Annotated in this window: 26 protein-coding genes; 16 read left to right on the top strand and 10 right to left on the bottom strand. The window is 68.9% G+C overall.

From position 1 onward, the window contains the following. Positions 1-14 precede the first annotated feature (14 nt). Positions 15-1,175 carry an AAA family ATPase gene (locus MKL20_RS11790; RefSeq protein WP_244036818.1) on the top strand — a complete coding sequence of 387 codons (1,161 nt, stop codon included), beginning with the start codon at positions 15-17 and terminating at the stop codon, positions 1,173-1,175. Here the strand turns inward: MKL20_RS11790 and fabI are convergent. Further along, complete coding sequence (gene fabI, locus MKL20_RS11785; RefSeq protein ID WP_244036817.1) at positions 1,172-1,996, bottom strand: enoyl-ACP reductase FabI; 825 nt, start codon at positions 1,994-1,996, stop codon at positions 1,172-1,174. The two genes, MKL20_RS11790 and fabI, sit on opposite strands and share 4 nt — an antisense overlap. Positions 1,997-2,110: 114 nt before the next feature. After that, positions 2,111-3,052 (bottom strand): DnaJ C-terminal domain-containing protein, encoded by a 942-nt coding sequence (locus MKL20_RS11780; protein ID WP_243973032.1) that lies wholly within the window; start codon positions 3,050-3,052, stop codon positions 2,111-2,113. Between the two features lie 203 nt (positions 3,053-3,255). On the opposite strand from MKL20_RS11780, the gene MKL20_RS11775 reads away from it, so the two are divergent. The 4 genes from MKL20_RS11775 to MKL20_RS11760 are packed head-to-tail and all read left to right on the top strand — an operon-like array spanning position 3,256 to position 6,501. Beyond that, entirely contained in the window at positions 3,256-3,639 is a 384-nt protein-coding gene (locus MKL20_RS11775) for a VOC family protein (RefSeq protein ID WP_244036816.1), read from the top strand. Then, entirely contained in the window at positions 3,639-4,676 is a 1,038-nt protein-coding gene (locus tag MKL20_RS11770) for an iron ABC transporter substrate-binding protein (RefSeq protein ID WP_244036815.1), read from the top strand. Before MKL20_RS11775 ends, MKL20_RS11770 begins: the two co-directional genes overlap by 1 nt. Before the next feature lie 47 nt (positions 4,677-4,723). Continuing rightward, positions 4,724-5,728, top strand: a complete 1,005-nt coding sequence (locus MKL20_RS11765) for a FecCD family ABC transporter permease (protein ID WP_244036872.1) — start codon at positions 4,724-4,726, stop codon at positions 5,726-5,728. Next, positions 5,728-6,501: an ABC transporter ATP-binding protein gene (locus MKL20_RS11760; RefSeq protein WP_244036814.1), complete on the top strand. Its 774-nt coding sequence runs from the start codon at positions 5,728-5,730 to the stop codon at positions 6,499-6,501. The genes MKL20_RS11765 and MKL20_RS11760 overlap by 1 nt, the downstream gene beginning before the upstream one ends. A 16-nt stretch (positions 6,502-6,517) precedes the next feature. On the opposite strand, the gene MKL20_RS11755 is transcribed toward MKL20_RS11760, so the two are convergent. Next, entirely contained in the window at positions 6,518-7,330 is an 813-nt protein-coding gene (locus tag MKL20_RS11755; protein WP_244036813.1) for a Crp/Fnr family transcriptional regulator, read from the bottom strand. A 137-nt stretch (positions 7,331-7,467) separates the two neighbouring features. Further along, a complete protein-coding gene (locus MKL20_RS11750; RefSeq protein WP_244017504.1) occupies positions 7,468-8,238 on the bottom strand; it encodes a glycoside hydrolase family 25 protein in 771 nt (256 codons plus the stop codon). Positions 8,239-8,551: 313 nt separating this feature from the next. Between MKL20_RS11750 and MKL20_RS11745 the strand changes: the two genes are divergently transcribed. After that, the gene (locus MKL20_RS11745) at positions 8,552-8,995 is read left to right on the top strand and encodes a DUF488 family protein (RefSeq protein ID WP_243973041.1); all 444 of its coding nucleotides are present in this window, start codon (positions 8,552-8,554) and stop codon (positions 8,993-8,995) included. Between the two features lie 138 nt (positions 8,996-9,133). Here the strand turns inward: MKL20_RS11745 and MKL20_RS11740 are convergent, their stop codons facing one another. From MKL20_RS11740 to MKL20_RS11725, 4 genes are all read right to left on the bottom strand, one after another. After that, positions 9,134-9,499 (bottom strand): DUF6894 family protein, encoded by a 366-nt coding sequence (locus MKL20_RS11740; RefSeq protein WP_244036811.1) that lies wholly within the window; start codon positions 9,497-9,499, stop codon positions 9,134-9,136. Between the two features lie 44 nt (positions 9,500-9,543). Further along, positions 9,544-9,756 carry a hypothetical protein gene (locus MKL20_RS11735; RefSeq protein ID WP_092041911.1) on the bottom strand — a complete coding sequence of 71 codons (213 nt, stop codon included), beginning with the start codon at positions 9,754-9,756 and terminating at the stop codon, positions 9,544-9,546. A 106-nt stretch (positions 9,757-9,862) separates the two neighbouring features. Next, positions 9,863-10,783 (bottom strand): response regulator transcription factor, encoded by a 921-nt coding sequence (locus tag MKL20_RS11730; protein WP_244036810.1) that lies wholly within the window; start codon positions 10,781-10,783, stop codon positions 9,863-9,865. Continuing rightward, positions 10,776-14,150: an ATP-binding protein gene (locus MKL20_RS11725; RefSeq protein ID WP_244036809.1), complete on the bottom strand. Its 3,375-nt coding sequence runs from the start codon at positions 14,148-14,150 to the stop codon at positions 10,776-10,778. The genes MKL20_RS11730 and MKL20_RS11725 overlap by 8 nt, the downstream gene beginning before the upstream one ends. A 254-nt stretch (positions 14,151-14,404) precedes the next feature. Here MKL20_RS11725 and urtA point away from each other — a divergent pair, with 254 nt between their 5' ends. From urtA to MKL20_RS11680, 9 genes are all read left to right on the top strand, one after another. Next, positions 14,405-15,673, top strand: a complete 1,269-nt coding sequence (gene urtA / locus MKL20_RS11720) for an urea ABC transporter substrate-binding protein (protein ID WP_244036808.1) — start codon at positions 14,405-14,407, stop codon at positions 15,671-15,673. A 270-nt stretch (positions 15,674-15,943) separates the two neighbouring features. Further along, positions 15,944-16,870, top strand: a complete 927-nt coding sequence (gene urtB, locus MKL20_RS11715; protein WP_058191212.1) for an urea ABC transporter permease subunit UrtB — start codon at positions 15,944-15,946, stop codon at positions 16,868-16,870. Between the two features lie 10 nt (positions 16,871-16,880). Then, entirely contained in the window at positions 16,881-18,065 is a 1,185-nt protein-coding gene (gene urtC, locus MKL20_RS11710) for an urea ABC transporter permease subunit UrtC (protein ID WP_244036807.1), read from the top strand. Between the two features lie 7 nt (positions 18,066-18,072). After that, positions 18,073-18,858 (top strand): urea ABC transporter ATP-binding protein UrtD, encoded by a 786-nt coding sequence (gene urtD / locus MKL20_RS11705; protein ID WP_244036806.1) that lies wholly within the window; start codon positions 18,073-18,075, stop codon positions 18,856-18,858. Between the two features lie 2 nt (positions 18,859-18,860). Further along, on the top strand, positions 18,861-19,625 hold the full coding sequence (gene urtE, locus MKL20_RS11700; RefSeq protein ID WP_243973058.1) for an urea ABC transporter ATP-binding subunit UrtE: 765 nt from the start codon (positions 18,861-18,863) through the stop codon (positions 19,623-19,625). 164 nt (positions 19,626-19,789) lie between these two features. Continuing rightward, positions 19,790-21,019: a formamidase gene (gene fmdA / locus MKL20_RS11695; RefSeq protein WP_244036805.1), complete on the top strand. Its 1,230-nt coding sequence runs from the start codon at positions 19,790-19,792 to the stop codon at positions 21,017-21,019. Positions 21,020-21,208: 189 nt separating this feature from the next. Next, the gene (locus MKL20_RS11690) at positions 21,209-21,526 is read left to right on the top strand and encodes an FmdB family zinc ribbon protein (RefSeq protein WP_244036804.1); all 318 of its coding nucleotides are present in this window, start codon (positions 21,209-21,211) and stop codon (positions 21,524-21,526) included. An 83-nt stretch (positions 21,527-21,609) separates the two neighbouring features. Continuing rightward, positions 21,610-22,665 carry an aliphatic amidase gene (locus tag MKL20_RS11685; protein WP_243973063.1) on the top strand — a complete coding sequence of 352 codons (1,056 nt, stop codon included), beginning with the start codon at positions 21,610-21,612 and terminating at the stop codon, positions 22,663-22,665. A gap of 15 nt (positions 22,666-22,680) precedes the next feature. Then, positions 22,681-23,250 carry a ClpP family protease gene (locus tag MKL20_RS11680; RefSeq protein ID WP_244036803.1) on the top strand — a complete coding sequence of 190 codons (570 nt, stop codon included), beginning with the start codon at positions 22,681-22,683 and terminating at the stop codon, positions 23,248-23,250. Between the two features lie 181 nt (positions 23,251-23,431). On the opposite strand, the gene MKL20_RS11675 is transcribed toward MKL20_RS11680, so the two are convergent. After that, complete coding sequence (locus tag MKL20_RS11675) at positions 23,432-24,334, bottom strand: LysR family transcriptional regulator (protein WP_244036802.1); 903 nt, start codon at positions 24,332-24,334, stop codon at positions 23,432-23,434. A gap of 107 nt (positions 24,335-24,441) precedes the next feature. Here MKL20_RS11675 and MKL20_RS11670 point away from each other — a divergent pair, with 107 nt between their 5' ends. Then, positions 24,442-25,677 carry an MFS transporter gene (locus tag MKL20_RS11670; protein WP_244036801.1) on the top strand — a complete coding sequence of 412 codons (1,236 nt, stop codon included), beginning with the start codon at positions 24,442-24,444 and terminating at the stop codon, positions 25,675-25,677. A 33-nt stretch (positions 25,678-25,710) separates the two neighbouring features. Here MKL20_RS11670 and MKL20_RS11665 read toward each other — a convergent pair whose 3' ends face one another. After that, positions 25,711-26,556, bottom strand: coding sequence for an oxidoreductase (locus MKL20_RS11665; protein WP_244036800.1), 846 nt, complete (start codon positions 26,554-26,556; stop codon positions 25,711-25,713). Positions 26,557-26,560: the final 4 nt, after the last annotated feature.

The raw sequence follows: 26,560 nt of genomic DNA, 5'->3' as shown, positions 1-26,560 counted from the left end.
CGACGAGGTGCCGCATGCTGGTGGTTCGGGAAATCGCGGTCTCGGGCTACCGCTCGCTGCGGCGGATCGGCGTCCTGGTAGACGATCTCTCGGTGTTCGTCGGCGGCAACGGCACCGGCAAGACCAACCTCTATCGCGGCCTCGAATTGCTGCAGGACGCGGCCCGGGGGACGCTCACCCGCGCGCTTGCCGCGGAAGGCGGCATGGACTCGGCGCTCTGGGCCGGACGTCGGCGGCACGGCGAAGCGGCCCGGATCCGCCTGTCCGCCACCCTGCACGATGACGGGACCGGACAGGTGTTCACCTACGCGGTCGAGGTCGGGCTCGTGCAGCAGGCCGGCGGCACCACCTACGGCGCCGCCTTCCGCAAGGAACCGCAGGTGAAGGCCGAGCGATTGACCATCCGGACGGGCGCCCGCACGGCGGTCATCCTCGACCGCGATGGAAGTACCGGCTTCGCCCGCGACGAGGAGGGGCGCAAACGGCCGCTGGGCCTGGATCTGCTGCCCACAGAGACCGCGCTCGGCACCTTCCTGGACGCCACGCGCCACCCGGAGATCGCCCTGGTTCGGCTCGCCATGACGGCCTGGCGCTTCCACCACGATTTTCGCACCGATGCCGAGTCGCCGCTCCGCCGCGCGTGCCTGGCGGTGACGACGCCGACCCTCGCCTCGGACGGGTCCGACCTCGCCGCCGTGTTCGCCACCCTGGCTCACATCCGGCAGGACACGGGCGATCTCGACGAAGCGCTGGACGGCGCCTTCCCGGGCGCCCGGCTCGTGGTGCCGGAGCCGGGGCGCGAGGCGAGCTTCGGCATCACCGTCCCGGACTTCCCGGGCCGCACCTTCGCGGCCTCGGAGCTATCGGACGGGACCCTGCGCTACCTCGCTCTCACCGGAGCGCTGCTGGCCTACCGCCTGCCGCCCTTCATCGCCCTGAACGAGCCGGAATCGAGCCTGCATCCGGATCTGATGGAGCCGCTCGCCCGGATGATCGCCCGGGCCGCCGAGCGCACCCAGATCTGGCTGGTCACGCATTCCGAGCGGCTGGCGGACGGGATCGCGACCCATGGCGGCGTGCGCCCGCGCGTCGTGATCAAGCGCGACGGCGAGACCTGGATCGACGGGCTCACGCTGTCGGGTGAATTCGCCGACGCGGACGACGAAGACGACTAATCCTTGTCGAGGGTCAGATCCGGCGCCTCTGGGTTCTTCATGCCGACGACATGATAGCCCGCATCGACGTGCAGGATCTCGCCGGTCATGCCGGCCGACATGTCGGAGATCAGGTAGGCGGCGGTCTCGCCGACCTCGCCGATGGTCACGGTCCGGCGCAGGGGCGCGTTGTACTCGTTCCACTTCAGGATGTAGCGGAAGTCGCCGATGCCCGAGGCCGCCAGGGTCTTGATCGGGCCGGCCGAGATCGCGTTGACCCGGATGTTCTTCGGGCCGAGATCGGCCGCCAGGTAGCGCACCGAGGCTTCGAGCGCCGCCTTGGCCACGCCCATGACGTTGTAGTGCGGCATCCACTTCTCGGCGCCGTAATAGGTCAGCGTCAGCAGGGAGCCGCCGGGGCGCATGATCTTCTCGGCGCGCTGGGCCACCGCGGTGAACGAGTAGCACGAGACCAGGAGCGACTTGGTGAAGTTCTCCTCGGAGGTCTCGAGGTAGCGGCCGGTCAGCTCGTCCTTGTCCGAGAAGGCGATGCAGTGGACGACGAAGTCGATGCCCTCGGGGAAAACGCGCGAGGCCTCCGCGAACACGGAGTCGATCGTGGCCGCATCGGTCACGTCGCAATGCCCGATGACGTGGGCGTCGAGTTCCTTGGCCAGGGGCTCGACCCGCTTGCGCAGGGCGTCGCCCTGATAGGTGAAGGCGAGTTCGGCCCCGTGCGCGCGGGCGCTGCGGGCGATGCCCCAGGCGATCGAGCGGTTGTTGGCGACGCCGAGCACGAGGCCCCGCTTGCCCGCCAGAATGCCCTGCCCGTGTTCCGCCATGATCGATCCTGGAAACCTCTCGGCCCCTTGCGGCACCGGGGGTCTCCTTAACGGAGCCGGCCCGGCGACGGAAGTCCGCCCTCGACCGCATGACGGTCGGGGGCGTCGCGTGTGTCAGGCGGCTTTGGCGCGCCGGCCACGGGCGAAGTCGGTGAGGATCGGATCCTCGTTCTCCGGCAGGGTGATCGCCGTGGTGGCGAACAGGTCGCCGCGGGTGCCGTCCTTCTTGGGCAGGCCCTTGCCGCGCAACCGGAAGGTGCGGCCGGAGCTGGTCATCGGCGGCATCTTCATCTCGACGGCGCCGGTCAGGGTCGGCACCCGGATCATACCGCCGAGCACAGCGTCCTCCAGCGGCACCTCGACGTTGGTGCGCAGGTCGGCGCCATCGACGGTGAAGCGGGGATGCGGGCGGATGCGGATGGTGAGCAGCGCGTCGCCGGGTTCGCCGCGGGGGCCGGCGCTCTGGCCGAGGCCGCGGAGCCGGATGGTCTGGCCGTCCTCGACGCCCCGGGGGATCACCACGTCGACCTCGCGGCCGGTGGGCAGCGCCAGCCGCAGCTTCTCCTCGCTGGCGACCTGCTCCAGGCTCACGGACAGTTCGGCCGCGACATCCTCGCCCTTGGCCGCCTGGCGGGCGCCGCCAGGCCCGGCGCCGCCCGCGCGGAACGCCTCGCCGAAGATGTGCGAGAAGATGTCCTCGCCCATCCCGCCGCCGCCCATCCCACCGCCCATGCCGCCCTGCCGGCTGCGGGCCATGTTCTCGAAATCGAAGCCGCTGGACCGGCCGCCGCCGCCGAAGCCGCCCGAGAATCCCTCGAATCCGGAGGCGCGCGGCCGTCCGTCGGCATCGATCTCGCCGCGGTCGAACTGCTTGCGCTTCTCGGAATCGCCCAGGATCTCGTAGGCCGAGTTCGCCTCGGCGAACCGGTCCTTGGCCTTGACGTCGTCCTTGTTGCGGTCGGGGTGGAAGTCCTTGGCGAGCTTGCGGTAAGCCTTCTTGATGTCGGCTTCGCTCGCTCCCTTGGGGACGCCCAGCACGTCGTAGGGATTGCGCATCGGTCTCTTGGGCTATGCGGTGTGGAATTTCCACCCGGATGTGGGAAGGATGTTGCATCCCTGCAACGATCGCGGCGGCGAAAGTCTGCGGGTTCGGGCCCTGCGTCAAGCGGCGGATCTCGCCCCCGCGCGCGCGACGGCATAACCTTGACGCACGACGCCCGCACCGACCCATCGGGGCCGGTCCGCAGGAGAGATAAGCGATGCAGTACGCCTGCGACCACGTTCACCTGCGCAGCCGCGACGCCGTGAAGGCCGCCGCCTTCTACGTCGAGACCTTCGGGGCGACGGAGGTGAAGCGCGTCGGCGCCGATCCGGTGCAGCGCATGGTGCTCGACCTCGGCGGCCTGACCGTGTTCATCGAGCAGGCCCCGGCCGAGACCGCGCCGGCCACCCAGACGCCCTGCCTCGGCATCGAGCATATCGGCCTGCGCGTCGCCGACATCGACGCCGCCATGGCCGATCTCGCGGCCCGCGGCGTCACCGTGCGGGCCGGCATCACCGAGCGCGGCCCCGGCCTGCGGATCGCCTTCGTGGAAGGGCCGGACGGGGCGCTGATCGAGATCCTGGAGCGACGGTCCGCCTGATGGTTTTTTTCGTCGGACGCGGCCTCGCCGGAGCGCTGCTGGTGTTCCTCGCCCTGGCGGGCGGGGCGGCGGCGCGCCCGTTCACCGACGCGGCCGGCCGCACCGTCGAGCTTCCGGAAAGGATCAACCGGGTCCTGGCCGCCGGGCCGCCGGCCTCGGTGCTGCTCTACAGCCTCGCCCCCGATCGGATGGCCGGCTGGGTGAGCGCGCCCGCACCGGCCGCCCTGCCCTATCTCGAACCCCGCACCCGGACGCTCCCGGCCTTCGGGCGGCTGACCGGGCGCGGCGGCACCGCCAATGTCGAGGCGGTGCTGGCCGCCAAGCCCGACCTGATCGTCGATTCGGGCAGCCTCGGACCGACCTACGCGTCGCTCGCCGACCGGGTGCAGGCGCAGACTGGGATCCCCTACATCCTGCTCGACGGCGCGTTTTCCAAAATGCCCGAGACCTATCGGCAGCTCGGGGCGGCCCTCGGCCGGCAGGAAGACGCGGATGCCCTGGCGGCCTACGCCCAGCAACTGACCGACGCCGTCTCAAAGGCGGTGACGCCCCTGCCGGAGTCGCAGCGTCCCCGGGTCTATTACGCGCGCGGGCCGCGCGGGCTGGAGACGGGCTTCGCCGGGTCGATCAACACCGAACTGCTGGAGGCGGCCGGCGCCCGCAACGTCGCCCAGGATGGCGGCGGCCGGCTCGGGACCGTCTCCCCCGAGCAGGTGCTGGCCTGGAACCCCGAGGTGATCGTCACCCTCGATCCGACCTTCGCGGCGGCGGCGCGCACCGACCCGATCTGGAAGGACGTGACGGCGGTACAGACGGGCCGGATCTACCTGGCGCCGTTGCAGCCGTTCCCGTGGTTCGATGCGCCGCCGGGGGTCAACCGGCTGATCGGCCTGCGCTGGCTCGCTGGCCTGCTGCATCCGGAGCTGTTCCCGGAGCCGATGGCCGACGTGGTGCGCGCCTTCTACCGCCGCTTCTACCATGTCGAGCTCGACGCGGCGCAGGCCGCCGCGATCCTGTCGTCGAGCCCGGCCCGGTGAGCCGTGGCCCCACGGCCGTCGCAGGCGAGGCTCCGACTCGGAAACAGATCGGAATCCCGGCGGCGATCCTGGCCGGATGCGGCCTGCTGGCGCTGATCCTGGCCGCCTTGGCGATCGGCAAGTACCCGGTCTCCCTGGCGGATCTCGTCGGCGTGCTCGGGCATCGGCTGCTCGGCCTGCCGTCGCGGGCGCCGGCCGCGGTCGAGACCGTGGTGATGCAGGTCCGCCTGCCCCGGGTGGTGGCGGCCCTGGTGGTCGGAGCGGCCCTGTCGGCGGCGGGGGCGACCTATCAGGGCCTGTTCCGCAATCCCCTGGTCTCGCCCGACATCCTCGGCGTCTCGGCCGGGGCCGGGCTCGGGGCGGTGCTCGGGATCTATCTCGGCCTGCCGGTGGCGGCGATCCAGGGGCTCGCCTTCGTGGGCGGCCTCGGGGCGGTCGCCCTGGTCTACGGCGTCGGGCTGGCGGTCCGGCGGCACGATCCGGTCCTGACCCTGGTGCTCGCGGGCGTCGCGGTGGGCGCGGTCCTCGGCGCCGGGATCTCCCTGCTGAAGGTCCTGGCCGATCCCTACAATCAATTGCCGGCGATCACCTTCTGGCTGCTCGGCAGCCTGTCCTCGGTGACGCTCGGCGACGTCGCGGCGATCCTGCCGATGATGCTGCTGGGCCTGGCGCCCCTCGTGCTGTTGCGCTGGCGCATGAACCTGATGAGCCTCGGCGACGAGGAGGCGCGGGCGCTCGGGGTCGAGACCCGGGTGCTGCGGCCAGTGCTGGTCGCCGGGGCGACGCTGGTCACGGCCGCCGCGGTCTCGATGACCGGGGTGATCGGCTGGATCGGCCTGATCGTCCCGCACATCGCCCGCCTGCTGGTCGGGCCGGATTACCGCCGGCTGCTGCCGGCCTCGCTGGTGCTGGGGGCCGGCTACCTGCTTACCGTCGACCTGATCGCCCGCAGCGCCGGGACGATCGAGGTGCCGCTCGGCATCCTCACGGCCCTGGTCGGCGCGCCGTTCTTCCTGTGGCTTCTGGCGGCCGGCCGCCGGGGGCTCGGCTGATGCTGCTGCAGGTCGAGGATCTGGCCTTCGGCTACGGTGCCCGCACTGTCGGCGCGGGCATCTCGTTCGGCCTGGAGGCCGGCGAGGTGCTGTGCCTGCTCGGCCCGAATGGCGGCGGCAAGACCACCCTGTTCAAGAACCTGCTCGGTCTGCTGCCGGCGCGCGCCGGGCGCGTCCTCCTCGACGGCGCCGACCTGTCCAGCTTGTCGCGCACCGCGATTGCCCGGGCGATCGCCTACGTGCCGCAGGCCCATGCGGCGTTCTTCCCGTTCACGGTGCGCGAGGTGGTGGTGATGGGTCGGGCGAGCCGACTCGGGCCATTCTCCGCCCCCGGACCTTCGGACGAGGCAGCGGCCCGGCAGGCGCTTGAGACCCTCGGCATCGGGCACCTGTCCGACAAGATCTACACGGAGATCAGCGGCGGTGAGCGGCAGCTCGTGCTGATCGCCCGGGCGCTCAGCGGCGAGCCGCGGCTGCTGATGATGGACGAGCCGACCGCGAGCCTCGATTTCGGCAACCAGGCTCGGGTGCTGACGCAGGTCCGCCGCCTCGCCCGGTCCGGCATCGCCGTGATGCTGTCGACCCACGATCCCGACCATGCCCTGCTCTGCGCCGACCGGGTCGTGGCCCTGCAGGACGGCCGCCTCGCCGCCTATGGGCCGCCGGCCGAGACGATCACGCCCGCGCTGCTGCGCCGGCTCTACGGGATCGACGTGGTGGTGGCACGGGTTCCGGGCGTCGCGGCCCCGGTCTGCGCGCCGGTGCTCGACTGACGACCGTCAGACCGCCTCAGCCGCGCGCTCTGCCGGGCAACGCCATGGCCGGCTCCAGATCGCCGTCGACGGGGGCCGGCGGCTCGATCCGGTCGAAGCCGTCCGCGGTATAGACGGCGCCGAGCACGGTCTTGAAATGCCGCTGCACCCGGCCGTGGCACTCGCAGGCGGCCCCCGACATCGCCCGGCGGTCGAGCACCGTGATGCGCCCGCGGCCGACGCGGATCAGGCCCTGATCCTGAAGCGTCCGCAGGATGCGCGTCAGGTAGGTGCGCTGGACGCCGAGCATGGAGGCCAGCAATTCGTGGGTGATCGGCAGCGTGTCGCCGCCGATCCGGTCCTGGAGCGTCAGGAGCCAGCGCAGGCAGCGCTGCTCGATCGGGTGCAGGGCGTTGCAGGCCGCCGCCTGGAGCACCTGGGCCAGGAGGCAGTCGGAGTAGCGCGCGAACAGGTTGCGGATTTCGGTGGACCGGCGCTTGGCATCCTGGAGACGCTCCGCGTCGAGGCGCAGCATCGGGCCGCCGATCTGCACGATCGCCTCGGTGGAGGCCGGCACCCGGCCCGCGCTGACGATGCCGCCGACCGCGCCTTCGCGCCCGATCGTGGCGGTCTCGGCGCAGCGCCCGTCCCGGGTGGCGATGATCAGAGCCACGACGGTCTGGTCGCACGGGAAGGTGATGTGCGTCACGTCCGAGCCCGCCTGGAACACGCTCGCCCCCTTGTCGAAGGAGACCGGTTCGAGATGGGGCGCGATCAGCGCGCGGTCGGGCTCCCGAAGCGCATCGAGGAGCAGGTTGCCCATGAGGGAGGCGGCGCGGTCAGCGGGCATTGCAGGCTGGGGATCATGGGAGAAGAGGCTCCCGGAAGGATCCTCGTCGAGCGGCCCGCCGGCGTGCGGGAGAACCCGACACGCTTATATCCCAGCCTGTGTTGGCAAACCAACTTAAGTCTATCGGGCACGATCAATTATTTGTCGGTGCACAAACCCTGTTCCGAGAGCCGCCGGTGCTCGCGCGGATCACAATCGGTCGACAGGAACGAGGCCCAGTCGGACGGCGTGCCGTAGAAGGCGTTGCGGTCGACGTCGCCCTGCACCCCGGGGACGCGTCCGGTCGAGGTGAACTGCCACAGCATCCACTTCCGGTTGACGAAGCGCTGCTCCGGCTCAGCCGCGGTGGAGCGCAGCCAGTGCGGGTAGTCGGGCAATTCGCCTTCGAGCACGTCCTTGTGGAAGGTGATGTCGGTGTAGATGATCGGGCGCTTGCCGGTGTAGCGCTCCATCTCCTCGAGCATCTCGGTGACCATCGCCAGGGCCTGCGCCTTCGGCAGCTTCTTCGGGCAGGTCTGCGAGTGGCCGTTCCACTCGACGTCGAGCACCGGCGGCAGGGCCGTGGGGTCGTTCGGGACGTTGCGCTTGAACCACTCCATCTGGTCCCGGGCCGAGCGGCACCAGAACACGAAGTGGTAGGCGCCCCGCGGCACGCCGGCCCGGGCCGCGTTGTCCCAATTGGTCCGGAAGCGCTCGTCGACGTGGTCGCCGCCCTCGGTCGCCTTGATGAAGGCGAACTGGGTGCCGGCCGCCCGGACCGAGGCCCAATCGACGTTGCCCTGCCACTTCGAGATGTCGATGCCCTGGATCGGGTGCTGCTTGGCCTTGGCCACGCCCGGATGGGGCTTGGCGTCACCCTTGGTCGGGTAGAAATCATTGTTCGACGCGCAGGCCGCGAGGCCGGCCATCACCGCGACGGCCAGGACCCGCGTGGCGAATCGCCGAACGCCTTTCAGACGGCCGGCACCCCGCCCCGATTCGGCGGACGGCACCTGCGAAAGCTTGTAATCCCGCACCATCAGTGTTCAGCCCGCCACCGAAGAAGCGCCAAAGTCAGGCGTAATCGATGGCCCTGGCGCAGTTAACGGAGCTTTGCGATCATTGCGGCGGAATTCCGGGATGCGTTGCGCCGCCGCGACATACCGCGTCAATCCCCGGTTGGTGCACAGGCCCGGATCCGGCTAAGTGCCGGTCCCGCAACGCGAGTCCCGACACGGTCCCGTGAGCAAGCTTTTATTCACCATAGGCTACGAAGGGCTCGACCCGGAGCGGCTGACCGACGCCTTGAAGTCGGCGGGCGTCGCCGTGCTCGCCGACGTGCGGGCGGTGGCGAATTCGCGCAAGCGCGGCTTCTCGAAGGGGGCACTCGGAACCGGACTGGTTGAGGCGGGGCTCGGCTACGCGCATCTGCGCAGCCTCGGCACGCCGAAATCCGGCCGCGAGGCCGCCCGGGCCGACGACGCGGCGCTGATGCGCCGGATCTACTGCGAGGAGGTGCTCGACACCGCCGCGGGCGGCGTCGCCCTGGACGAACTCGCCGCCATGGCGGAGGCCGCCCCGACCTGCCTGCTGTGCTTCGAGCGGGACCCGGCCCGCTGCCACCGCCGCGTGCTGGCCGAGCGGCTGGCGGACCGGGGATTTTCAGTCACCGACCTGTTCGGTTGAATCACCACGGGCTTTGGCTGTCGCGCATGAACGAAACGTGCGCCCCTTCCCCGGGTCGCATTCCGCTCTCGCTCCACGCGCCCGGGAAAGGGACAGCGCGAAACCGGCACCACGCGGGTCCGTCAGGTTTTATCCAGGTCAGCGCATCGCCCGCGTGGCGGCGAACCGCCGGATCGGCGCCATGGCGGCGCTGAGCAGCATCCGGGATGTCCGCATGGCCCCGAATTCCCGCGGGATCGGCCGGCGGCGATTCGGGTCGTTCACCGGCTCGACCGGCAGGTACAGGGTTTCGAGGAACGACATCTCCAGCAGCGTGGTGCCGGCCTCGTCGGCGATCACCAGGGCGGCGTCGAGCAGCCGCGGGTCGCCGCCGTGCTGGCGCATCAGGCCGCGGACGATGGTCCGCGCCGCCGTCCGGGCGGCATCCATGTCGGTGATGTCCTGGGCCGTCGGCGCGGCGAGGTAGGCGCCGTCGAGGCGGATGTAGAAATAGGCGCGGACCATGGGGGCGCTCTCCGGATCGGGCGGCGATCGTCAGGCAGCAATCGTCAGGCAGCCTGGGCGCCGTCCTGGGGCTCGGCCTTCTCGACCGCCGATTTCGGATCGAAGGCGTCCGCCAAGAGGCTGAGCCGGCGGGCCATGTCCCGGACCTCGTTGAGCGCGATCGACTTCTGGCCTTCCTTCACCGCCCGGGTGATGTCGCTGACCTGCGTGGTGGCGACCCGCCTCAGTTCGTCGGCGAGCTGGTGGCTGCTCATCATCGCGTCCGTTCCCGAATTGGTGCGTCTGTTCCGGGACCGTGGTGGGACGCCGCTTACCAACGGGTTTCGCAGTGCCGCGATGCCTGTGGACAAGCCAGAGAGCCGTTCAATCCTGCAGGTGGCGGGCGGCGATGATCGAGGCGGCGGTGCGATTCTCGACGCCGAGCTTGGCGTAGATGCCCTCCAGGTGCTTGGTCACGGTGCGGTGGCTGAGTCCTAAGATCTCGCCGATGTCGCGGCTCGATTTCCCCCGGGACAGCCAGAGCAGCACCTCGGCCTCGCGGCCGGTGACGGGAAGCCGGGCCCGCAGCCGCTCCACGCCGCCGGAGGCCTCCTCGCGCGACAGGCGCAGCAGGATCTCGTCCGGGGTGCGGCCGATGAAGCTGAGCGCGTAAGCCGTGCCGTCGGGGCCGGTGAGCGTCAGGGCGTTGGAAGATGCGCCTCCGAGGCAGCCGCGCAGCCAGTCCCGGGCGCGGGCGGGCAGTTCGAGGGTGCCGGACGGGTCGGCGCCAAGCCCGGCGAGCAGCCGCCCGGCCTGCGGGGTCGCCCACAGCACCGCGCCCGCCTCCGAGACCGCGAACAGGGTGCGCCCGGCGGTGTCGAGGGCGGCCCGGGCGCTCTGCGCGGCCCGGGCGCTGGCCAAATGCACGCGGATCCGGGCCAGGATCTCGTCGGGGGCGATCGGCTTGGTGACGTAGTCGATCCCGCCGGCGCTCAGGCCCTTCACGATATGCTCGGTCTCGCTCAAGCCGGTCATGAAGATCACCGGCACGCCGGCGAGCTGGGGCTTGGCCTTGAGCCGCCGGCAGGTCTCGAACCCGTCCATGCCGGGCATCATCGCGTCGAGCAGGATCACGTCAGGGGTGATCTCGTCGACCAGCGCGAGGGCGAGGTCGCCGCCCACCGCGACCAGCACGGTGGCGCCGGAGCGCTCGATCGCCTCGGTGAGGAAGCTCAGCGTGTCGGGCGAATCGTCCACCACCAGGACGATGTCGCGGCTCGGCTGGTTCGTCGGCGCCTCAGCCATGGCGGGCGAGTCCTTGCAGGACCGAGAGGTAGCGGCGCAGGTCGTAGCCCTCCACGAGGCCGCGCATCTGGGCCACGAAGGCGGGCGGGACCGTCGCGTCGCCCTCCATCTGAGCGAGCTTGGCCTCGATGGCCCGGATATGGCCGATCCGGCCGAGGCGCAGCAACTCGCCGACATGGGCGGATCCGGGATGGCCGATCTCGGCGAGCGCCGGGGCGGGCTCGCGCAGGGCCGGCGTCGCCGCGTCGGTCCATTCGAGGTGGAGCAGTTTGCCGATCCGCTCCAGCACGTCGCGCAGGTCGAAGGGCTTTGCGAAGATCGCGTCGTGGGGGGCATCGTCGCCGCGCACCGGGCTGATCTCGTGGACGTTGGCCGACATCATGGCGATCGGCCCGGTATGCCCCTCCGCCCGGAGCGTCGCGGCGGCGGCCCAGCCGCTCATGCCCGGCATGGCGATGTCGAGCAGGATCAGGTCGATCCCGCCCCGGGCCACCGCCGCCAGGCATTCCGGCCCCGAGCCCGCCTCGATCACAAAAATCCCGTGCGGTTCCAGGATCGCCCGCATCAGGGCGCGATGGGCGGTGTCGTCGTCGGCCACCAGGACCGTGCGGCGGGCGCCGGCATAGGCCCGTTCCGGCGCGGAAGCCGGGGCCGGCAGGACGATCGGAGCGGGCTGGGCCACGGAGGCCAGCATCAGGCGCAGCCGGGCCTGCGTACCGCCGCCGGGCGCAGCCGCCACGATGATCTCGCCGCCCAGGAGTTGCGACAGCAGGTCGGCGATGGTGAGCCCGAGCCCCGTCCCCGGGGTGCTGCGGGCGGCCGGGGTCGAGCCGCGCTCGAACGGTTGGAAGATCCGCGCCAGATCGGCCTCCGGAATGCCCGGGCCGGTGTCGCGGATCGTGAACATTGCGATCTGGCTGCGATAGCTCAGATCCAGCGAGACGGTGCCGGAGGGCGTGAACTTGATCGCGTTGGACAGGAGATTGAGCAGCACCTGGCGCAGGCGCTTCTCGTCGGTGGCGACCACCGCAGGCAGGATCTCCGGCCGGGAGAACCGGAATTCCAGGCCCGCCTCCCGGGCCTGGAGCCGGACCATATCGACCAGCTGGTCGAGGAACTCGGTGAGCCGGACCTCGTCCCGGTGGATCTCGAGGCGGCCGGCCTCCATGCGCGAGATATCGAGCAGGCCGTCGATCAGCCCGGACAGGTGCTGGGCACTGCGCCGGATCACCCGGATGCCGTTGAGGCGCGGGGCCGGGATCGCGGGATCGGATTCGAGGAGCTGGGCGTAGCCGAGCACGGTGGAGAGCGGCGTGCGCAACTCGTGGCTGATGCCGACGACGTAGCGGCTCTTGGCGAGGTTCGCGGCCTCGGCCCGCTCCTTGGCCTCCTGCAGCTTGGCGTCGGTGAGCTTGTGGGCGGCGATTTCGGCCTCGTAGAGCGCGGTCTGGCGCATGGTCTCGGACTGGGCGACGCGCCGGCTCTCCTGGGCGAGCACGAACAGCCACGCCACCACGCCGAGGATCACCACCAGGATGAAGAACACGCTGGTGAGCGCCGAGCGCAGGACATCGCGATGCTCGGGATGCGCGATGGTGGCGCCGGCATGGACGATTCCCAGGATCAGGCCGATCACCGCGCAGAGCGTCAGCATGACCGCGAGGTAGCGGCCGAGCGGCGCGCCGATCCAGGCTGCGGTGCGGCCGGGCAGGATCCGGCCGAGCGCCTGCTGCGCCTGGGCCTCCAGCCGGCCGTGCGGCTTGCACAGGTCGCCGCAGCGGGCGTCGAGGGAGCAGCACAGGGAGCAGATCGGGGCGTCGTAGGCCGGGCAATGGGCCATGTCCTCGCCCTCGAACGGCAATTCGCAGACCCGGCAGGTGATCTCGGACGCACCCCAGTCGCGCTTCGGCGTTCGGGCGAGGTACCAGCGGCCGTCGGTGGCCCAGGCGATCACCGGCGCCGCGCTGAAGGCGGTCGCCAGGGTCAGAAGCGGCGCGAAGGGCTGGAGCGCATGACCGAGCAGGCCGGCATAGGCGAGGCCGCCGACGGCCAGCGCCAGCACCATGGCGCCGGTCCCCACCGGATTGATCGCGTAGAGATGGGCGCGCTTGAACTCGATACCCGGGGGCGAGAGGCCGAGCGGCTTGTTCACCGCCAGGTCGGCGGCCAGCGCCCCGACCCAGGCCGAGACCACGGAGGCGTAGAGCGGCAGCGTGCTCTCGATGGTCTTGTCGATGCCGAGCTCCATCAGGAGCACCGCGATAGCGACGTTGAACACCAGCCAGACCACGCGCCCGGGATGGCTGTGGGTCAGCCGGGAGAAAAAATTCGACCACGCGATCGAGCCGGCATAGGCGTTGGTCAGGTTGATCTTGAGCTGCGAGACCAGGACGAACAGCCCGGTGAGCAGGAGCGCCGCCCGGCCGCCCTCTCCGGTGACGTAGCCGAACGCCACCGCGTACATCCGGGTCGGCTCGGCGGCGTGCTCGGGCGGGACGCCGTGCCCGAGCGCCAGGACCGCGAGCCCGGCGCCGAGCAGGATCTTGAGCATGCCGGGCACGATCCAGCCGGCGCCCCCCGACAGCACCGCCAGCCACCAGCGCCAGTCGCGTTGGCCGACGGGCTCGGGGACAAATCTCAAAAAATCGACCTGCTCGCCGACCTGGGCCAGCAGGGCCAGCAGCACGCCGGTGGCGAGCCCGAATCGGCCGATGTCGAAGGCGGCCCCGCCACCGTCGAGCCCCGGAAAATCCGCGAGTGCGTGGAGGGGCTCCGGGCCTTGCGCCGCCACGAACACGAGCGGCAGCAGGCTCAGGCCGACCCAGAGCGGCTGCGTCCAGATCTGGAAGCGGCTGATCAGCCGGATGCCGTAGACCACCAGCGGGATCACCGCGGCGGCGCAGAGGAGGTAGCCGACGCCCAGCGGCAGCCCGAAGCAGAGCTGCAGCGCCAGGGCCATGATCGCCGCCTCGATGGCGAAGAACAGGAAGGTGAAGCTCGCGTAGATCAGCGACGTGACGGTGGAGCCGAGATAGCCGAACCCGGCGCCCCGGGTCAGCAGGTCCATGTCGATCCCGTAGCGGGCCGCGTAGACTGTGATCGGCGCCGCGGTGGCGAAGATGATCAGGCCGACCACCAGCACGGCGGCCAGCGTGTTGGGGAAGCCCGCCGTCAGCGCCAGGGTCCCGCCGATCGCCTCCAGCGCCAGGAACGAGACCGAGCCCAAAGCTGTCTGGGCCACTTGGAAGCCGGACCAGCGCCGCGCCTTCTTGGCGGTGAAGCGGAGGGCGTAATCCTCGAGCGTCTCGTCGGCGACGAAGCGGTTATAGTCCCGGCGGATCGGGATGATGCGCTGCGGACCGCTCATCGGGGCCCGGTCCGGCACATGGAGCCGCGTTCGCGCGCGCGCGCGCGGAAAAAATCCAGCGCCCGGGCGCCGCCCACGCTCCCCGCCTTCGCTCCCAACGATCCCTCAGACTTCTGCGCCGCGATGGTGCGCTCGATGCAAGAGAACGGCCATACGCAAAACATCGTATAGGCCGCAGTGCAACCGAAGACCTAGCCTGGACTGGTCGATCCGAGCCGCTTCTCAAGGCCCGGACGCGGATTAAGGCAGGCACGATGGCTGACGACACCGAGACCGGCGCGAAGAACGGCTTGCACTCCCCGCTGCGGCGCAGGCTGCTCATGGGACTGGCCGGCGCACCGGCCCTCGCCCTGATGCCCAGCAGCGCCTGGGCCGCCGCGCCGACCTCCGCGGTGAACACCACCGGGCTCGCCGTGACCGACACCGAGGTGACGGTCGGCATCCTGCACTCGGTCACCGGCACGATGTCGATCTCCGAGACCGGTGCCCAGGAGGCGGAAAAACTCGCCATCGCGCAGATCAACGAGGCCGGCGGCGTGCTCGGCCGCAAGATCAAGATCATCCAGGAGGACGGCGCCTCCGACTGGCCGACCTTCGCCGAGAAGGCCAAGAAGCTCCTGGTCAACGACCATTGCGCCGCCGTGATGGGCTGCTGGACCTCGGCCTCCCGCAAGGCGGTACTGCCGGTGTTCGAGCAGTATAACGGCCTGCTGTACTACCCGACCTTCTACGAGGGCCTGGAGCAGTCCAAGAACGTGTTCTACACCGGCCAGGAGGCGACGCAGCAGATCCTCGCCGGGCTCGACTGGGTCCACAAGGAGAAGGGCGGCGACAGCTTCTACTTCATCGGCTCAGACTACATCTGGCCGCGCACCTCGAACAAGATCGCCCGCAAGCACGTCGAGAACGTGCTCAAGGGCAAGGTGGTCGGCGAGGAATACTTCCCGCTCGGCCACACCCAGTTCAACTCCGTCATCAACAAGATCAAGCTCACCAAGCCGAAAGTGATCTTCACCGACGTGGTCGGCGGCTCGAACGTGGCGTTCTACAAGCAGCTGAAGGCCGCGGGTATCGACCTGTCGAAGCAGGTCCTGATGACGATCTCGGTCACCGAGGACGAGATCGACGGCATCGGTGGCGAGAACATTGCCGGCGCCTATGCCTGCATGAAGTACTTCCAGTCGATCGACAACGAGAACAACAAGGCGTTCGTCGCCGCCTTCAAGAAGATGTGGGGCGAGAAGACAGTGATCGGCGACGTCACCCAGGCGGCTTATCTCGGCCCGTTTCTGTGGAAGATGGCCTGCGAGAAGGCCGGCTCGTTCGATGTCGACAAGGTGGTCGCCGCCTCGCCGGGCCTGGAGTTCAAGGGCGCGCCGGAAGGCTACGTCCGGATCGACGAGAACCATCACCTCTGGTCGAAGACCCGGGTCGGCAAGGCCAAGCCCGACGGCCAGTTCGAGATCGTCTACACCAGCCCGGAACTGATCAAGCCGGATCCGTTCCCGAAGGGCTACCAGTAGTCGCCACCGGTACTTCCCTGCCCTGGCAGGTTCTGATGTTCGCACCGCGGCTTGAAAAGGCCGCGACAAGCCCCCTCTCCCGTGCGGGAGAGGGTTGGGGTGAGGGACCAGGTCTTTCCGGAGAGGTCGCATCCCTCACCCTGTCCCTCTCCCGCACGGGAGAGGGGACCTGCGCCTCAACCGGCATCGTCTGAATCCGGTGGCACCTGGCGGGAAAGATCTCGCTCCGGACGCCCACCAAACCAGCCAGATCGCGGGAGACACGACACAATGTTGGGCGAGTATTCCCTCGGCGACCTCGGCGCGATCTTCGCCATGCAGGGCTTTGCCGGCCTGATCCTGTTCTCGGTCTACCTGCTGATGGCGCTGGGGCTGGCGATCATCTTCGGGCAGATGGGCGTGATCAACATGGCCCACGGGGAGTTCATGATCCTCGGCGCCTACGTCACCTATCTCTGCTCGGCCTTCTGCCAGAGCTACCTGCCGGCTTTGTTCCCGGTCTACTTCTTCGTCGCGATGGGACTGGCGTTCCTGGCCTCCGGGGCGCTCGGTATGCTGGTGGAGTGGAGCCTGATCCGGTTCCTCTACAAGCGCCCGCTCGACACGCTGCTCGCCACCTGGGGCCTGTCGCTGATCCTGCAGCAGGCCTACCGGTCGATCTTCGGCGCCCGCGAGGTCGGCGTCGAGCTGCCGTCCTGGCTGATCGGCTCGGTGCAGGTCACCGACACGATCGAGATCCCGGTGAACGGCCTGTTCGTGATGGCCATCACCATCCTGATCACGGTCAGCGTAGCGCTGCTGATCTACCGCTCGCGCTTCGGCCAGCAGGTCCGCGCCGTGATGGCCAACCGCGCCATGGCGGGCGCCGTCGGCATCGATACCGAGAAGGTCGACCGCTACACGTTCGGCCTCGGCTGCGGCATCGCGGGCGTCGCCGGCTCGGCCTTCACGATGATCGGCTCCACCGGGCCGACTTCGGGCCAGCTCTACATCGTCGACACCTTCCTGATCGTCGTGTTCGGCGGCGCCGCGAGCCTCTTGGGCACCATCGCGTCGGCCTTCTCGATCTCGCAGACGCAATCGACGCTGGAGTTCTTCCTCTCCGGCTCGATGGCCAAGGTGATCACCCTGCTCGCGGTGGTCGGCATCCTGATGTTGCGGCCGCAGGGCCTCTTCACCCTCAAGGTCCGGCGCTGAGGATTTCCCGATGACGAATCCGGTCCAGACCCTGACCAAGTCGGTCACCGTCAACGACAACCCATTCATGAAGCCGGTGGAGTGGCTGAGCTTGGCTCTGCTCGCCGGGGTGATCCTGGTGGTCCTGCCGCTGGCCCTCGACGGGTTCCGCCTCAACCTCGTCGGCAAGTACCTGACCTACGCCTTCGTGGCCCTCGGGCTGGTGATCTGCTGGGGCTACGCCGGCATTCTGTCCCTCGGCCAGGGCGTGTTCTTCGGGCTCGGCGGCTACTGCATGGCGATGTACCTGAAGCTGGAAGCTTCAAGCGTCGCAAATACAAAAATTCAATCGACGCCGGGCATCCCGGACTTCATGGACTGGAACCAGATCACCGAAGTGCCGTGGTTCTGGCTGCCGTTCAAGAGCCTGCCGTTGACCGTGATCCTGGTGGTGGCGGTCCCGGTCCTGTTCGCCTTCATCATCTCCTACGCGATGTTCAAGCGCCGGGTCGGCGGCACCTATTTCGCGATCATCACCCAGGCGATCGCCGCGATCCTGACGATCCTGATCGTCGGCCAGCAGGGCTATACCGGCGGCATCAACGGCATCACCGATCTGCGCACCCTCCACGGCTGGGACATCCGCACCGACCACGCCAAAGTGATCCTGTACTTCGTCAACGGCGGCCTGCTGCTGGCCTGCATCCTGGCGGCGCAATACGTGAAGAAGTCGAAGCTCGGTCGCATCCTGGTCGCCATGCGCGACAAGGAGGATCGGGTCCGGTTCTCGGGCTACTCGGTGGCCGGCTTCAAGGTCTTCGCCTTTTGCCTGGCGGCCGGCTTCGCGGCGATCGGCGGGGCGATGTTCACCCTCCAGGTCGGGTTCATGTCGCCCTCCTTCGTAGGCATCGTGCCCTCGATCGAGATGGTGATCTACGCCGCGGTCGGCGGGCGCCTGTCCCTGTTCGGCGCCGTCTGGGGCACGCTGCTGGTGAACTGGGCCAAGACCAGCTTCTCCGAGAGTTTTCCGGATCTCTGGCTGTTCGGCCTCGGCGCCCTGTTCATCGCCGTGGTGCTCGCCTTCCCGAATGGTCTGGCCGGCATCTGGCGCGAGCAGATCGAGCCCCGCCTGACCCGCCGGGTGAAGGGGCTGCGGGCGCCGCCGCCCGCCATCGCCCCGCCCCAAAGGGCGCCCGTTGGCGCTCCGGCCGAGTGAGGACATCATGAACGCCGCGCTCCTCTCCTCCCCCGTGGTCGGCGCCGATGCGGCCCCGGCAGACTACCTCCTCGCCGTCGAGGCGCTGACCGTCTCGTTCGACGGCTTCAAGGCGGTCAACGACGTGTCGTTCTACGTCGACCCGGACGAGATCCGGGTCATCATCGGCCCGAACGGCGCCGGCAAGACCACGGTGCTCGACCTGATCTGCGGGCGCACCAAGGCCAGCACCGGCTCGATCAAGTACAAGGGCCAGGAGCTGACCAAGCTCTCCGAGAGCGCGATCGTGCAGGCCGGCGTCGGCCGCAAGTTCCAGACGCCGTCGATCTACGACGACCTCACGGTGTTCGAGAACCTGGAGATCTCGTTCCCCCGCGGGCGCTCGGTGTTCGGCGCCCTGACCTTCAAGCGGGACGCCGAGGTCCGCGACCGGATCCACGAGATCGCCCAGACGATTTTTTTGAAGGACCAGCTCAAGGAGCGGGCCGAGTTCCTGAGCCACGGCCAGAAGCAGTGGCTGGAGATCGGCATGCTTCTGATCCAGGACCCGGAACTGCTGATGCTCGACGAGCCGGTGGCCGGGATGAGCGTCGGCGAGCGGATCAAGACTGCCGAGTTGCTCAACCAGATCATCAAGGGCCGCTCGGTGCTGGTGATCGAGCACGACATGAAGTTCGTCGAGGACATCGCCCACCGGGTCACCGTGCTCCACCAGGGCAAGGTGCTCTCCGAAGGCTCGATGGAGCGGGTCAAGAACGACCCGAAGGTCATCGAAGTGTATTTGGGACATTGACCATGGCGTCGCTCCAGACCGCGCACCCGCCGCTCGTCCAGGCGCCCCCCCGCGCCGCGATCCCCGATCTGGACCCGGCGCTGGCCGTCCACGACCTCCACGCCGCCTACGGCCAGAGCGAGGTCCTGCACGGGCTCAGCTTCTCGGTGGCGCCCGGCGAGATCGTCGCCGTGATGGGCCGCAACGGCATGGGCAAGACCACCCTGATGAAGACCCTGATGGGCCTCGTGCCCGTCAAATCCGGGACGATCCGGGTCGAGGGCGAGGAGGTCGCGGGGCTCAAGAGCCACGCCCGGGTCGCCAAGGGCCTCGCCTACGTTCCGCAAGGCCGGATGATTTTTTCTACCATGACGGTCCAGGAGAATATCGAGACCGGCCTGACGGTCACCGGCGCCCGCAAGGTGCCGCAGGACCTGTACGACATGTTCCCCGTGCTGCTGGAGATGAAGGGACGGCGCGGCGGCAACCTGTCCGGCGGCCAGCAGCAGCAGCTCGCCATCGCCCGGGCGCTCGCCAGCCGGCCGAAGGTGCTGCTGCTGGACGAGCCCACGGAGGGCATCCAGCCCTCGATCATCCGCGAGATGGGCCGGACCCTGAAGAAGATCCGCGACGATCGCGGCCTCTCGATCGTGGTCTCCGAGCAGGTCCTGAGCTTCGCCCTCGACGTCGCCGACCGGGTGATCGTCCTGGAAAACGGCGCCATCGTCCACGAGGCGCCCCGCGCCGGCATCGACGAAGCGCAGGTCGCCCGCTTCCTGTCGGTCTAGCGGACGCAACAGATCGTCCGAGGGTCGTTATCGCGCGCGCAGCGAAGCGGCCCAGGGCGGCGGGACATGTCCGAGCGTGGCGCTGCTGGGTTGCTTCGCTTCGCTCGCAAAGTCGGCCGCCCCAGGGACCCGGCAACTACGATCGCAGCAGGGAGTGATAAAAAATGCCCGAGACGCTGATCAAGGTCGATCTCACGCAATCGGCCTACGACAACGAGATGGTGCACAACCGCTGGCACCCGGACATCCCGATGGTCGCCACCGTGAAGCCGGGGGCCGACTTCATCGTCGAGACCTACGACTGGACCGGCGGCTTCATCAAGAACAACGATTCCGCCGACGACGTGCGCGACATCGACCTGTCGATCGTCCACTTCCTCTCCGGCCCGATCGGCGTCGAAGGCGCCGAGCCGGGCGACCTGCTGGTGGTCGATCTGCTCGACATCGGCGCCAAGCCCGAGAGCCAGTGGGGCTTCAACGGGTTCTTCTCCAAGAAGAACGGCGGCGGCTTCCTCGACGAGCACTTCCCCCAGGCTCAGAAGTCGATCTGGGATTTCGAAGGCCTGTTCACGAAATCCCGCCACGTGCCGGGCGTGCGCTTCCCCGGCCTGATCCATCCCGGCCTGATCGGCTGCCTGCCCGATCCGAAGATGCTGGAGACCTGGAACACCCGCGAGAAGGCGCTCTACGACACCAACCCCGAGCGCGTACCGGCGCTCGCCACCCTGCCCTTCGGCCCGACCGCCCATATGGGCCGCCTCAAGGGCGAGGCGAAGGACGCGGCCGCCGCCACCGGCGCCCGCACCGTCCCGCCCCGGGAGCATGGCGGCAATTGCGACATCAAGGATCTGTCGCGCGGCTCAAAAATCTACTTCCCGGTCTACGTTCCCGGCGCCGGGCTCTCGATGGGCGACCTGCATTTCAGCCAGGGCGACGGCGAGATCACCTTCTGCGGCGCCATCGAGATGGCCGGCTGGGTCCATCTCAAGGTCGAGCTGATCAAGGACGGCATGGCCAAGTACGGGATCAAGAACCCGATCTTCAAGCCGTCGCCGATCACCCCGAAATACGACGATCACCTGATCTTCGAGGGTATCTCCGTCGATGAGCACGGCGGCCAGCATTATTTGGATGTTCACATCGCCTATCGGCAGGCCTGCCTGAACGCGATCGAATACCTCAAGAAATTCGGCTATTCGGGCGCCCAGGCCTACTCGATCCTCGGCACGGCGCCGGTGCAGGGGCACATCTCCGGGGTGGTCGACATCCCGAATGCCTGCGCGACGCTGTGGATTCCGACCAAGATCTTCGAGTTCGACATCAATCCCGGCGCCGATGGGCCGACCAAGTTTTTGGACGGCTCGATCCAGATGCCGCTCTCGCCGGATCTTTGACGGTCGGGTCGTCCCGGGGGCCTCAATGGACGCGACCTGCCCCCTCTCCCGTGCGGGAGAGGGTTGGGGTGAGGGGCCAGGTCTTTCCGGAAACGTCGCATCCCTCACCCTGTCCCTCCCCCGCACGGGAGAGGGGACCCGCGCCTTTCCGATAGCGTCTGCGTCTCTGATTTCGCCGGGAGCCTCGAAATGCCCGTCTACGATTACGCCTGCCAGGCCTGCGGGCCGTTCACCGCCATGCGGCCGATGGCGGAGTTCAAAGACCCGCACGCTTGCCCGGATTGCGGGGTGGCCTGCCAGCGGGCCTTCCTCACCGCGCCGCGGATCTCCGGCATGGATGCCGGGCTCAAGGCGGCCCACGCCACCAACGAGCGGAGCCGCCACGCGCCGCGGCGTTCTTCAGGCCACGGGGCAGGCTGCGGCTGCTGCGGACCGAAGAAGACGGCCTCGGCCCCCGCCGCGGCCAAGAGCTTTCCGAGCGCGCGGCCCTGGATGATCAGCCACTGATCTGACGCGAACAGCCCTCCCCCCTTTGCGGGGGGGGGGGCACGGCGCCTTGCGGCGTGCCAATCCTCGGAGGAATCCTCGCCATGATGCACGGAGACATCTCGTCCAGCCAGGACAGCGTCGGCGTCGCCGTCGTCAATTACAAGATGCCGCGCCTCCACACCCGCGCCGAGGTGCTGGAGAACGCCAAGGCGATCGGCAAGATGATCATCGGGATGAAGACCGGTTTGCCCGGTCTCGACCTGGTGATCTTCCCCGAATATTCGACCCACGGCATCATGTACGACGCCGCCGAGATGTACGAGACCGCCGCCTCGGTGCCCGGCGCGGAAACCGAGGTGTTCGCCGCGGCCTGCCGGGAGGCCAAGGTCTGGGGCGTGTTCTCGCTGACCGGCGAGCGGCACGAGGAGCACCCGAACAAGGCCCCCTACAACACCCTGATCCTGATGAACGACCAGGGCGAGATCGTGCAGAAGTACCGCAAGATCATGCCCTGGACGCCGATCGAGGGCTGGTATCCGGGCGACCGCACCTACGTCTCGGACGGGCCGAAGGGGCTGAAGATCAGCCTGATCATCTGCGACGACGGCAATTACCCGGAGATCTGGCGCGACTGCGCCATGCGCGGGGCCGAGCTGATCATCCGGTGCCAGGGCTACATGTACCCGGCGAAAGAGCAGCAGATCGTCATCTCGAAGGCGATGGCGTTCGCCAACAACGTCTACGTGGCGGTCTCGAACGCCGCCGGGTTCGACGGCGTCTACACTTATTTCGGCCATTCCGCGATCATCGGCTTCGACGGCCGCACCCTCGGTGAGTGCGGCGAGGAGGAGATGGGCATCCAGTACGCCGCCCTCTCGAAATTCCTGATCCGGGATTTCCGCGCCCACGGCCAGTCCGAGAACCACCTCTTCAAGCTGCTGCACCGCGGCTATACCGGCATGATCAACTCGAAGGAGAACCGGCACGGGATGTCGGAATGCCCCTACGAGTTCTACCGCCGCTGGATCGAGGATCCCGACGGAACCCGCGACGCCGTTCGGGCCATTACCCGCCAGAGCGTCGGCACCGAGGAATGCCCGATCGAGGGCATCCCGTTCGTCGGCAAGGGCCAGGGCGCGCCAGACCCGGTCCGCTGAGGTTACAGGAACCCCATGGACACCACACCCCTCGGCCCGACCGCATTCCGCAGCCCCGCCGTGCTGCTGTCGGGCCCGGTCGATTACGACATGTACAAGGATTTCCGCCGCCAGTTCGGCGCTGCCGGCGAGCGCGACATCGTCGTGGTCGAGCTCTCGACGCTGGGCGGCGATCCGGAGGTCGCCCGGATGATGGGCGAGGACATCCGCTACCACAGCGAGATGAGCCCGGACCGCCGGTTCGTCTTCCTCGGCAAGGCCGCGATCTACTCGGCCGGCACCACCTTCATGAGCTTCTTCGCCCGGCCGAACCGCTACCTCACCCGGGGCACGCGGCTGATGATCCACGAGCGCAAGATGAACAAGCAGCTCCAGGTCCAGGGCCCGCTCACCACCTGCATCGCCGCCGTGACGGCGACGCTCCACGAGATCGAGTGTTCGATCGTCATCCAGAACGAGGGGTTCTCGAACCTCATCCAGGGCTCGGACGTGACGCTGGACGAGGTTTTGGAGAAGGCGCCGGCCAATTGGTATCTGGAGGCGGAGGAAGCGAAGCGGCGGGGGCTGATAGAGGCGGTGATCTAGGGGGCTTGCCCTCGATCTCGTCACGCGATTTGAGCGCCGTAAACGAGAGGTAGGCCCATAGCTGTCTCGGCCGCCCCCCCCCGTCATTGCGAGCGTAGCGAAGCAACCTAGGAACACGCATGGTTCGAGGATCGCGCGCTGCCCTGGGTCGCTTCGCTGCGCTCGCGATGACGGCGCGGGCTCAAAGTCGCGCCCCTTCGGACCCGAGCCGGAGGGCGAGGGTTTCCACGAACAGCCGCGTCCTGACCGGCGTGCCCGCGGCTCCGGGCCAGACGGCCTGGACCGGAACCGGCGGCGGCTCGAACGCCGACAGGACGACCTTCAAACAGCCCTGATCAAGATCGTCCTGGACCTGCCAGAGGGGAGCTAGGCCGAGGCCCGCGCCCGCGACCACGGCCGCGTTGGCGGAGGCGGCGTCGTTGCAGCGGAAGACGCCACGCACCGGAATGCGTGCGACCGTGCCGTCGATCGTCAGAGGCCAGGCATCGCCTTCCGGTCCGAAGGTGCGCACCACGCAATCATGCTCGGCCAGATCTTCGGGCGTTTGCGGCAGCCCGCGACGGGCGAGATAAGCTGGAGACGCGACCACGCCCCTTCGCAGTTGCCCTAGGGGACGCATCTTCAGGTGCGGCGGACCGGGATCGCCGATCCGGATCGCCAGATCGAGCCTGTCCTCGACAAGGTCGGCAATCGCATCCGACAGGACGAGTTCGATCTCGACCTGCGGATGGCGCGCCAGGAACGCGGCGGCAGCCGGGACGACGTGCTTCGGTGCGAACAGGACCGAAGCGCCGATCCGCAACGTGCCGGCGACCCGGGCGCTCTCGCGCCCGATCTCCGCACGGGCCAGTTCGATCTCGGTCAGCGCGGCCTTCACCCGGGCGTGGAACGCGAGGCCGGCGGGGGTCGGCTGGAGCCGACGCGTCGTGCGCCGGATCAGTTCGACCCCGAACTCGCGCTCCAGCGTCGACAGGGACCGGCTGATCGATTGCAGCGAGACGTCGAGATGACGGGCGGCGGCGGTCAGGCTGCCACGATCGATGATCTCGATGAAGGCTCGGTAGCGCTCCAGGCTCACCATCATTCTCACGATCTGAGCAACAAACTCTCGCGAAATGGGTCAATTGTCGCACCGCGCGTAGAGAATTAGCGTTCCGGACCTGCCGCCACAACAGGATCTGGACATCCGCCATGACGACATCCGTGCCTGCCGACGCGATCGCCGCTCCTGAACCGGCGCAGGTGTCACGCGGATTGACCCTGATGTTCGCTGTCGCGGCCGGCGTGATCGTCCTCAGCCTGTACGCCTCGCAGCCGCTCGCAGGCGTCATCGGCCCGTCCCTGGGCCTCGGGGTGACCGAAGCGGGGCTCGTCACGACCATCACGTCGCTCGGTTATGCGAGCGGGCTGCTTCTCGTCGTGCCTCTGACGGATCTGGTCGAGAACCGCGCGCTGATCACGCGGACGCTCAGCGCGGGGGTGATCGCCCTGGCCATTGCCGCCGCAGCACCGTCGGCGCCGCTCTTCCTCGTCGCATCGTTCCTTGTCGGCCTGACGGCGAGCGCGATCCAGATGCTGGTGCCGACGGCGGCCGCCCTTGCGCCGGTATCCCAGCGCGGACGCGTCGTCGGGAACGTCATGAGCGGCCTGATGCTGGGGATCCTGCTGTCACGCCCGGCCGCAAGCCTCGTCGCCGAATATGCCGGCTGGCGCTGGTTCTACGGCATCCTGGCCGGGCTCGTCGCTCTGCTGACGATCGTCCTCGCCCGGGTCGTGCCCGAGCGCAGGCCTTCACAGACAGCCTCCTATCTGCGCCTCATCGCCTCCCTGTTCGCCTTGCTGAAACAGGAGCCCGTGCTTCGGCGCCGCGCCGCCTCCCAGGGTCTGTGCATGGGCGCGTTCGGCGTGTTCTGGACCTCCGTGGCGCTGCGTCTGGCCGAGCCGCCGTTCGGGCTGAGCCAAACCGGCATCGCCGTCTTCGCCCTGGCAGGCGCGGCCGGCGCCGTAGTGGCGCCCATCGCCGGCCGCGCCGGAGACCGGGGCCAGACACGACCCGGCACGATCCTGGCCCATGTCGGCATTCTCGGCGCCATGGCGCTGGCAGCCTGCGGCGGGGCTGAGGAGGCAGGCACGCTGCCGGCCCCGCTCGCCCTCGGCATGATGGTGGTCGCGGCCATTGTCCTCGATCTCGGCGTCGTCGGCGATCAGACGCTCGGCCGGCGGGCGATCAACATGCTGCGGCCCGAAGCCCGCGGTCGCCTGAACGGGCTGTTCACGGGGCTGTTCTTCCTCGGTGTCGCTGTAGGATCGGGCCTTTCGGGCCTGGCATGGGTCCAGGCTGGATGGGCCGGCGTTTGCGCGGTCGGCGCCCTGTTCGGCGCCGCCGCTCTCGTGCTGTCGCTCAGCGACCGGCATCCGTCTGCCTGACGCGACGACGAACGGAGGTCGTCGGACCGCTTCTTACCCCTCCGGGTAATCCGCCCCCAGGCTCGTCTCGCGCCACGCCTCGATCTCGGCCAAGCGCTGCTTCAGTCGGCTCGTGACGGCCTCGTAGCCCCAGGCGCCGAGCACGAGGTGGCGGGGCGGGTTGTCGATCTCGGTCACCCGGATCATCGCCTCGCTGGCGCGGACCGGATCGCCGGCCTGGGTTCCGCTCTTCTCGGACGTAGCCTTAAGGCGGGCGCCCGCGGTCTCGGCGTAGTCGGGAATCGTGCTCGGGGTCTGGATCAGGGAGCGGCCGGCCCAGTCGGTGCGGAACGGGCCCGGCTCGATGCAGGTGACCTTGATGCCCAGCGGCCCGGCCTCGGCGGCAAGCGCGTCGGAAAAGCCTTCCACGGCATGCTTGGTCGCCGCGTAGTAGCCGGAGCCCGGGAAGCCGACGAAGCCGGCCACCGAGGTGACGTTGAGGACATGGCCGGAGCGCTGCGCCCGCATCACCGGCAGCACGGCGCGCGTCAGCGCGAACAGACCGAACACGTTGGCGTCGAACTGGGCGCGGATCTTGTCGTCCTCGCCCTCCTCGATCGAGGCTTGGTAGCCGTAGCCGGCATTGTTCACCAGCACGTCGATCCGCCCGAATGTCTTTGCTGTTTCGCTCACCGCCTGGGCGATCTGGCGCGCGTCGGTGACGTCCAGCGAGAGCGCCAGGACCCGGTCGGCGGCGCCTTCCGCCAGGTCGGCGACCTTGGCCCGGTCGCGGGCGGTCACAACCGCGCGCCAGCCGCGGGCGATGACGAGCCTGGCGAGTTCCCGGCCGAAGCCGGTGGAGCAGCCGGTGATGAACCAGACCGGTTGGGTGTTGGGCATGGTG

The sequence above is a fragment of the Methylobacterium sp. E-066 genome, from assembly GCF_022829635.1.
GTDB lineage: Bacteria > Pseudomonadota > Alphaproteobacteria > Rhizobiales > Beijerinckiaceae > Methylobacterium.
This window is presented reverse-complemented; position numbering and strand designations above follow the sequence as displayed.

Excerpts from the sequence above, each read along its gene's own strand:
- MKL20_RS11790 (WP_244036818.1), top strand. The coding sequence starts at position 15 with ATGCTGGTGGTTCGGGAAATCGCGGTCTCGGGCTACCGCTCGCTGCGG.
- fabI (WP_244036817.1), bottom strand. The coding sequence starts at position 1,996 with ATGGCGGAACACGGGCAGGGCATTCTGGCGGGCAAGCGGGGCCTCGTG.
- MKL20_RS11780 (WP_243973032.1), bottom strand. The coding sequence starts at position 3,052 with ATGCGCAATCCCTACGACGTGCTGGGCGTCCCCAAGGGAGCGAGCGAA.
- MKL20_RS11775 (WP_244036816.1), top strand. The coding sequence starts at position 3,256 with ATGCAGTACGCCTGCGACCACGTTCACCTGCGCAGCCGCGACGCCGTG.
- MKL20_RS11770 (WP_244036815.1), top strand. The coding sequence starts at position 3,639 with ATGGTTTTTTTCGTCGGACGCGGCCTCGCCGGAGCGCTGCTGGTGTTC.
- MKL20_RS11760 (WP_244036814.1), top strand. The coding sequence starts at position 5,728 with ATGCTGCTGCAGGTCGAGGATCTGGCCTTCGGCTACGGTGCCCGCACT.
- MKL20_RS11755 (WP_244036813.1), bottom strand. The coding sequence starts at position 7,330 with ATGCCCGCTGACCGCGCCGCCTCCCTCATGGGCAACCTGCTCCTCGAT.
- MKL20_RS11750 (WP_244017504.1), bottom strand. The coding sequence starts at position 8,238 with ATGGCCGGCCTCGCGGCCTGCGCGTCGAACAATGATTTCTACCCGACC.
- MKL20_RS11740 (WP_244036811.1), bottom strand. The coding sequence starts at position 9,499 with ATGGTCCGCGCCTATTTCTACATCCGCCTCGACGGCGCCTACCTCGCC.
- MKL20_RS11735 (WP_092041911.1), bottom strand. The coding sequence starts at position 9,756 with ATGATGAGCAGCCACCAGCTCGCCGACGAACTGAGGCGGGTCGCCACC.
- MKL20_RS11730 (WP_244036810.1), bottom strand. The coding sequence starts at position 10,783 with ATGGCTGAGGCGCCGACGAACCAGCCGAGCCGCGACATCGTCCTGGTG.
- MKL20_RS11725 (WP_244036809.1), bottom strand. The coding sequence starts at position 14,150 with ATGAGCGGTCCGCAGCGCATCATCCCGATCCGCCGGGACTATAACCGC.
- urtA (WP_244036808.1), top strand. The coding sequence starts at position 14,405 with ATGGCTGACGACACCGAGACCGGCGCGAAGAACGGCTTGCACTCCCCG.
- urtB (WP_058191212.1), top strand. The coding sequence starts at position 15,944 with ATGTTGGGCGAGTATTCCCTCGGCGACCTCGGCGCGATCTTCGCCATG.
- urtC (WP_244036807.1), top strand. The coding sequence starts at position 16,881 with ATGACGAATCCGGTCCAGACCCTGACCAAGTCGGTCACCGTCAACGAC.
- urtD (WP_244036806.1), top strand. The coding sequence starts at position 18,073 with ATGAACGCCGCGCTCCTCTCCTCCCCCGTGGTCGGCGCCGATGCGGCC.
- urtE (WP_243973058.1), top strand. The coding sequence starts at position 18,861 with ATGGCGTCGCTCCAGACCGCGCACCCGCCGCTCGTCCAGGCGCCCCCC.
- fmdA (WP_244036805.1), top strand. The coding sequence starts at position 19,790 with ATGCCCGAGACGCTGATCAAGGTCGATCTCACGCAATCGGCCTACGAC.
- MKL20_RS11690 (WP_244036804.1), top strand. The coding sequence starts at position 21,209 with ATGCCCGTCTACGATTACGCCTGCCAGGCCTGCGGGCCGTTCACCGCC.
- MKL20_RS11685 (WP_243973063.1), top strand. The coding sequence starts at position 21,610 with ATGATGCACGGAGACATCTCGTCCAGCCAGGACAGCGTCGGCGTCGCC.
- MKL20_RS11680 (WP_244036803.1), top strand. The coding sequence starts at position 22,681 with ATGGACACCACACCCCTCGGCCCGACCGCATTCCGCAGCCCCGCCGTG.
- MKL20_RS11675 (WP_244036802.1), bottom strand. The coding sequence starts at position 24,334 with ATGATGGTGAGCCTGGAGCGCTACCGAGCCTTCATCGAGATCATCGAT.
- MKL20_RS11670 (WP_244036801.1), top strand. The coding sequence starts at position 24,442 with ATGACGACATCCGTGCCTGCCGACGCGATCGCCGCTCCTGAACCGGCG.
- MKL20_RS11665 (WP_244036800.1), bottom strand. The coding sequence starts at position 26,556 with ATGCCCAACACCCAACCGGTCTGGTTCATCACCGGCTGCTCCACCGGC.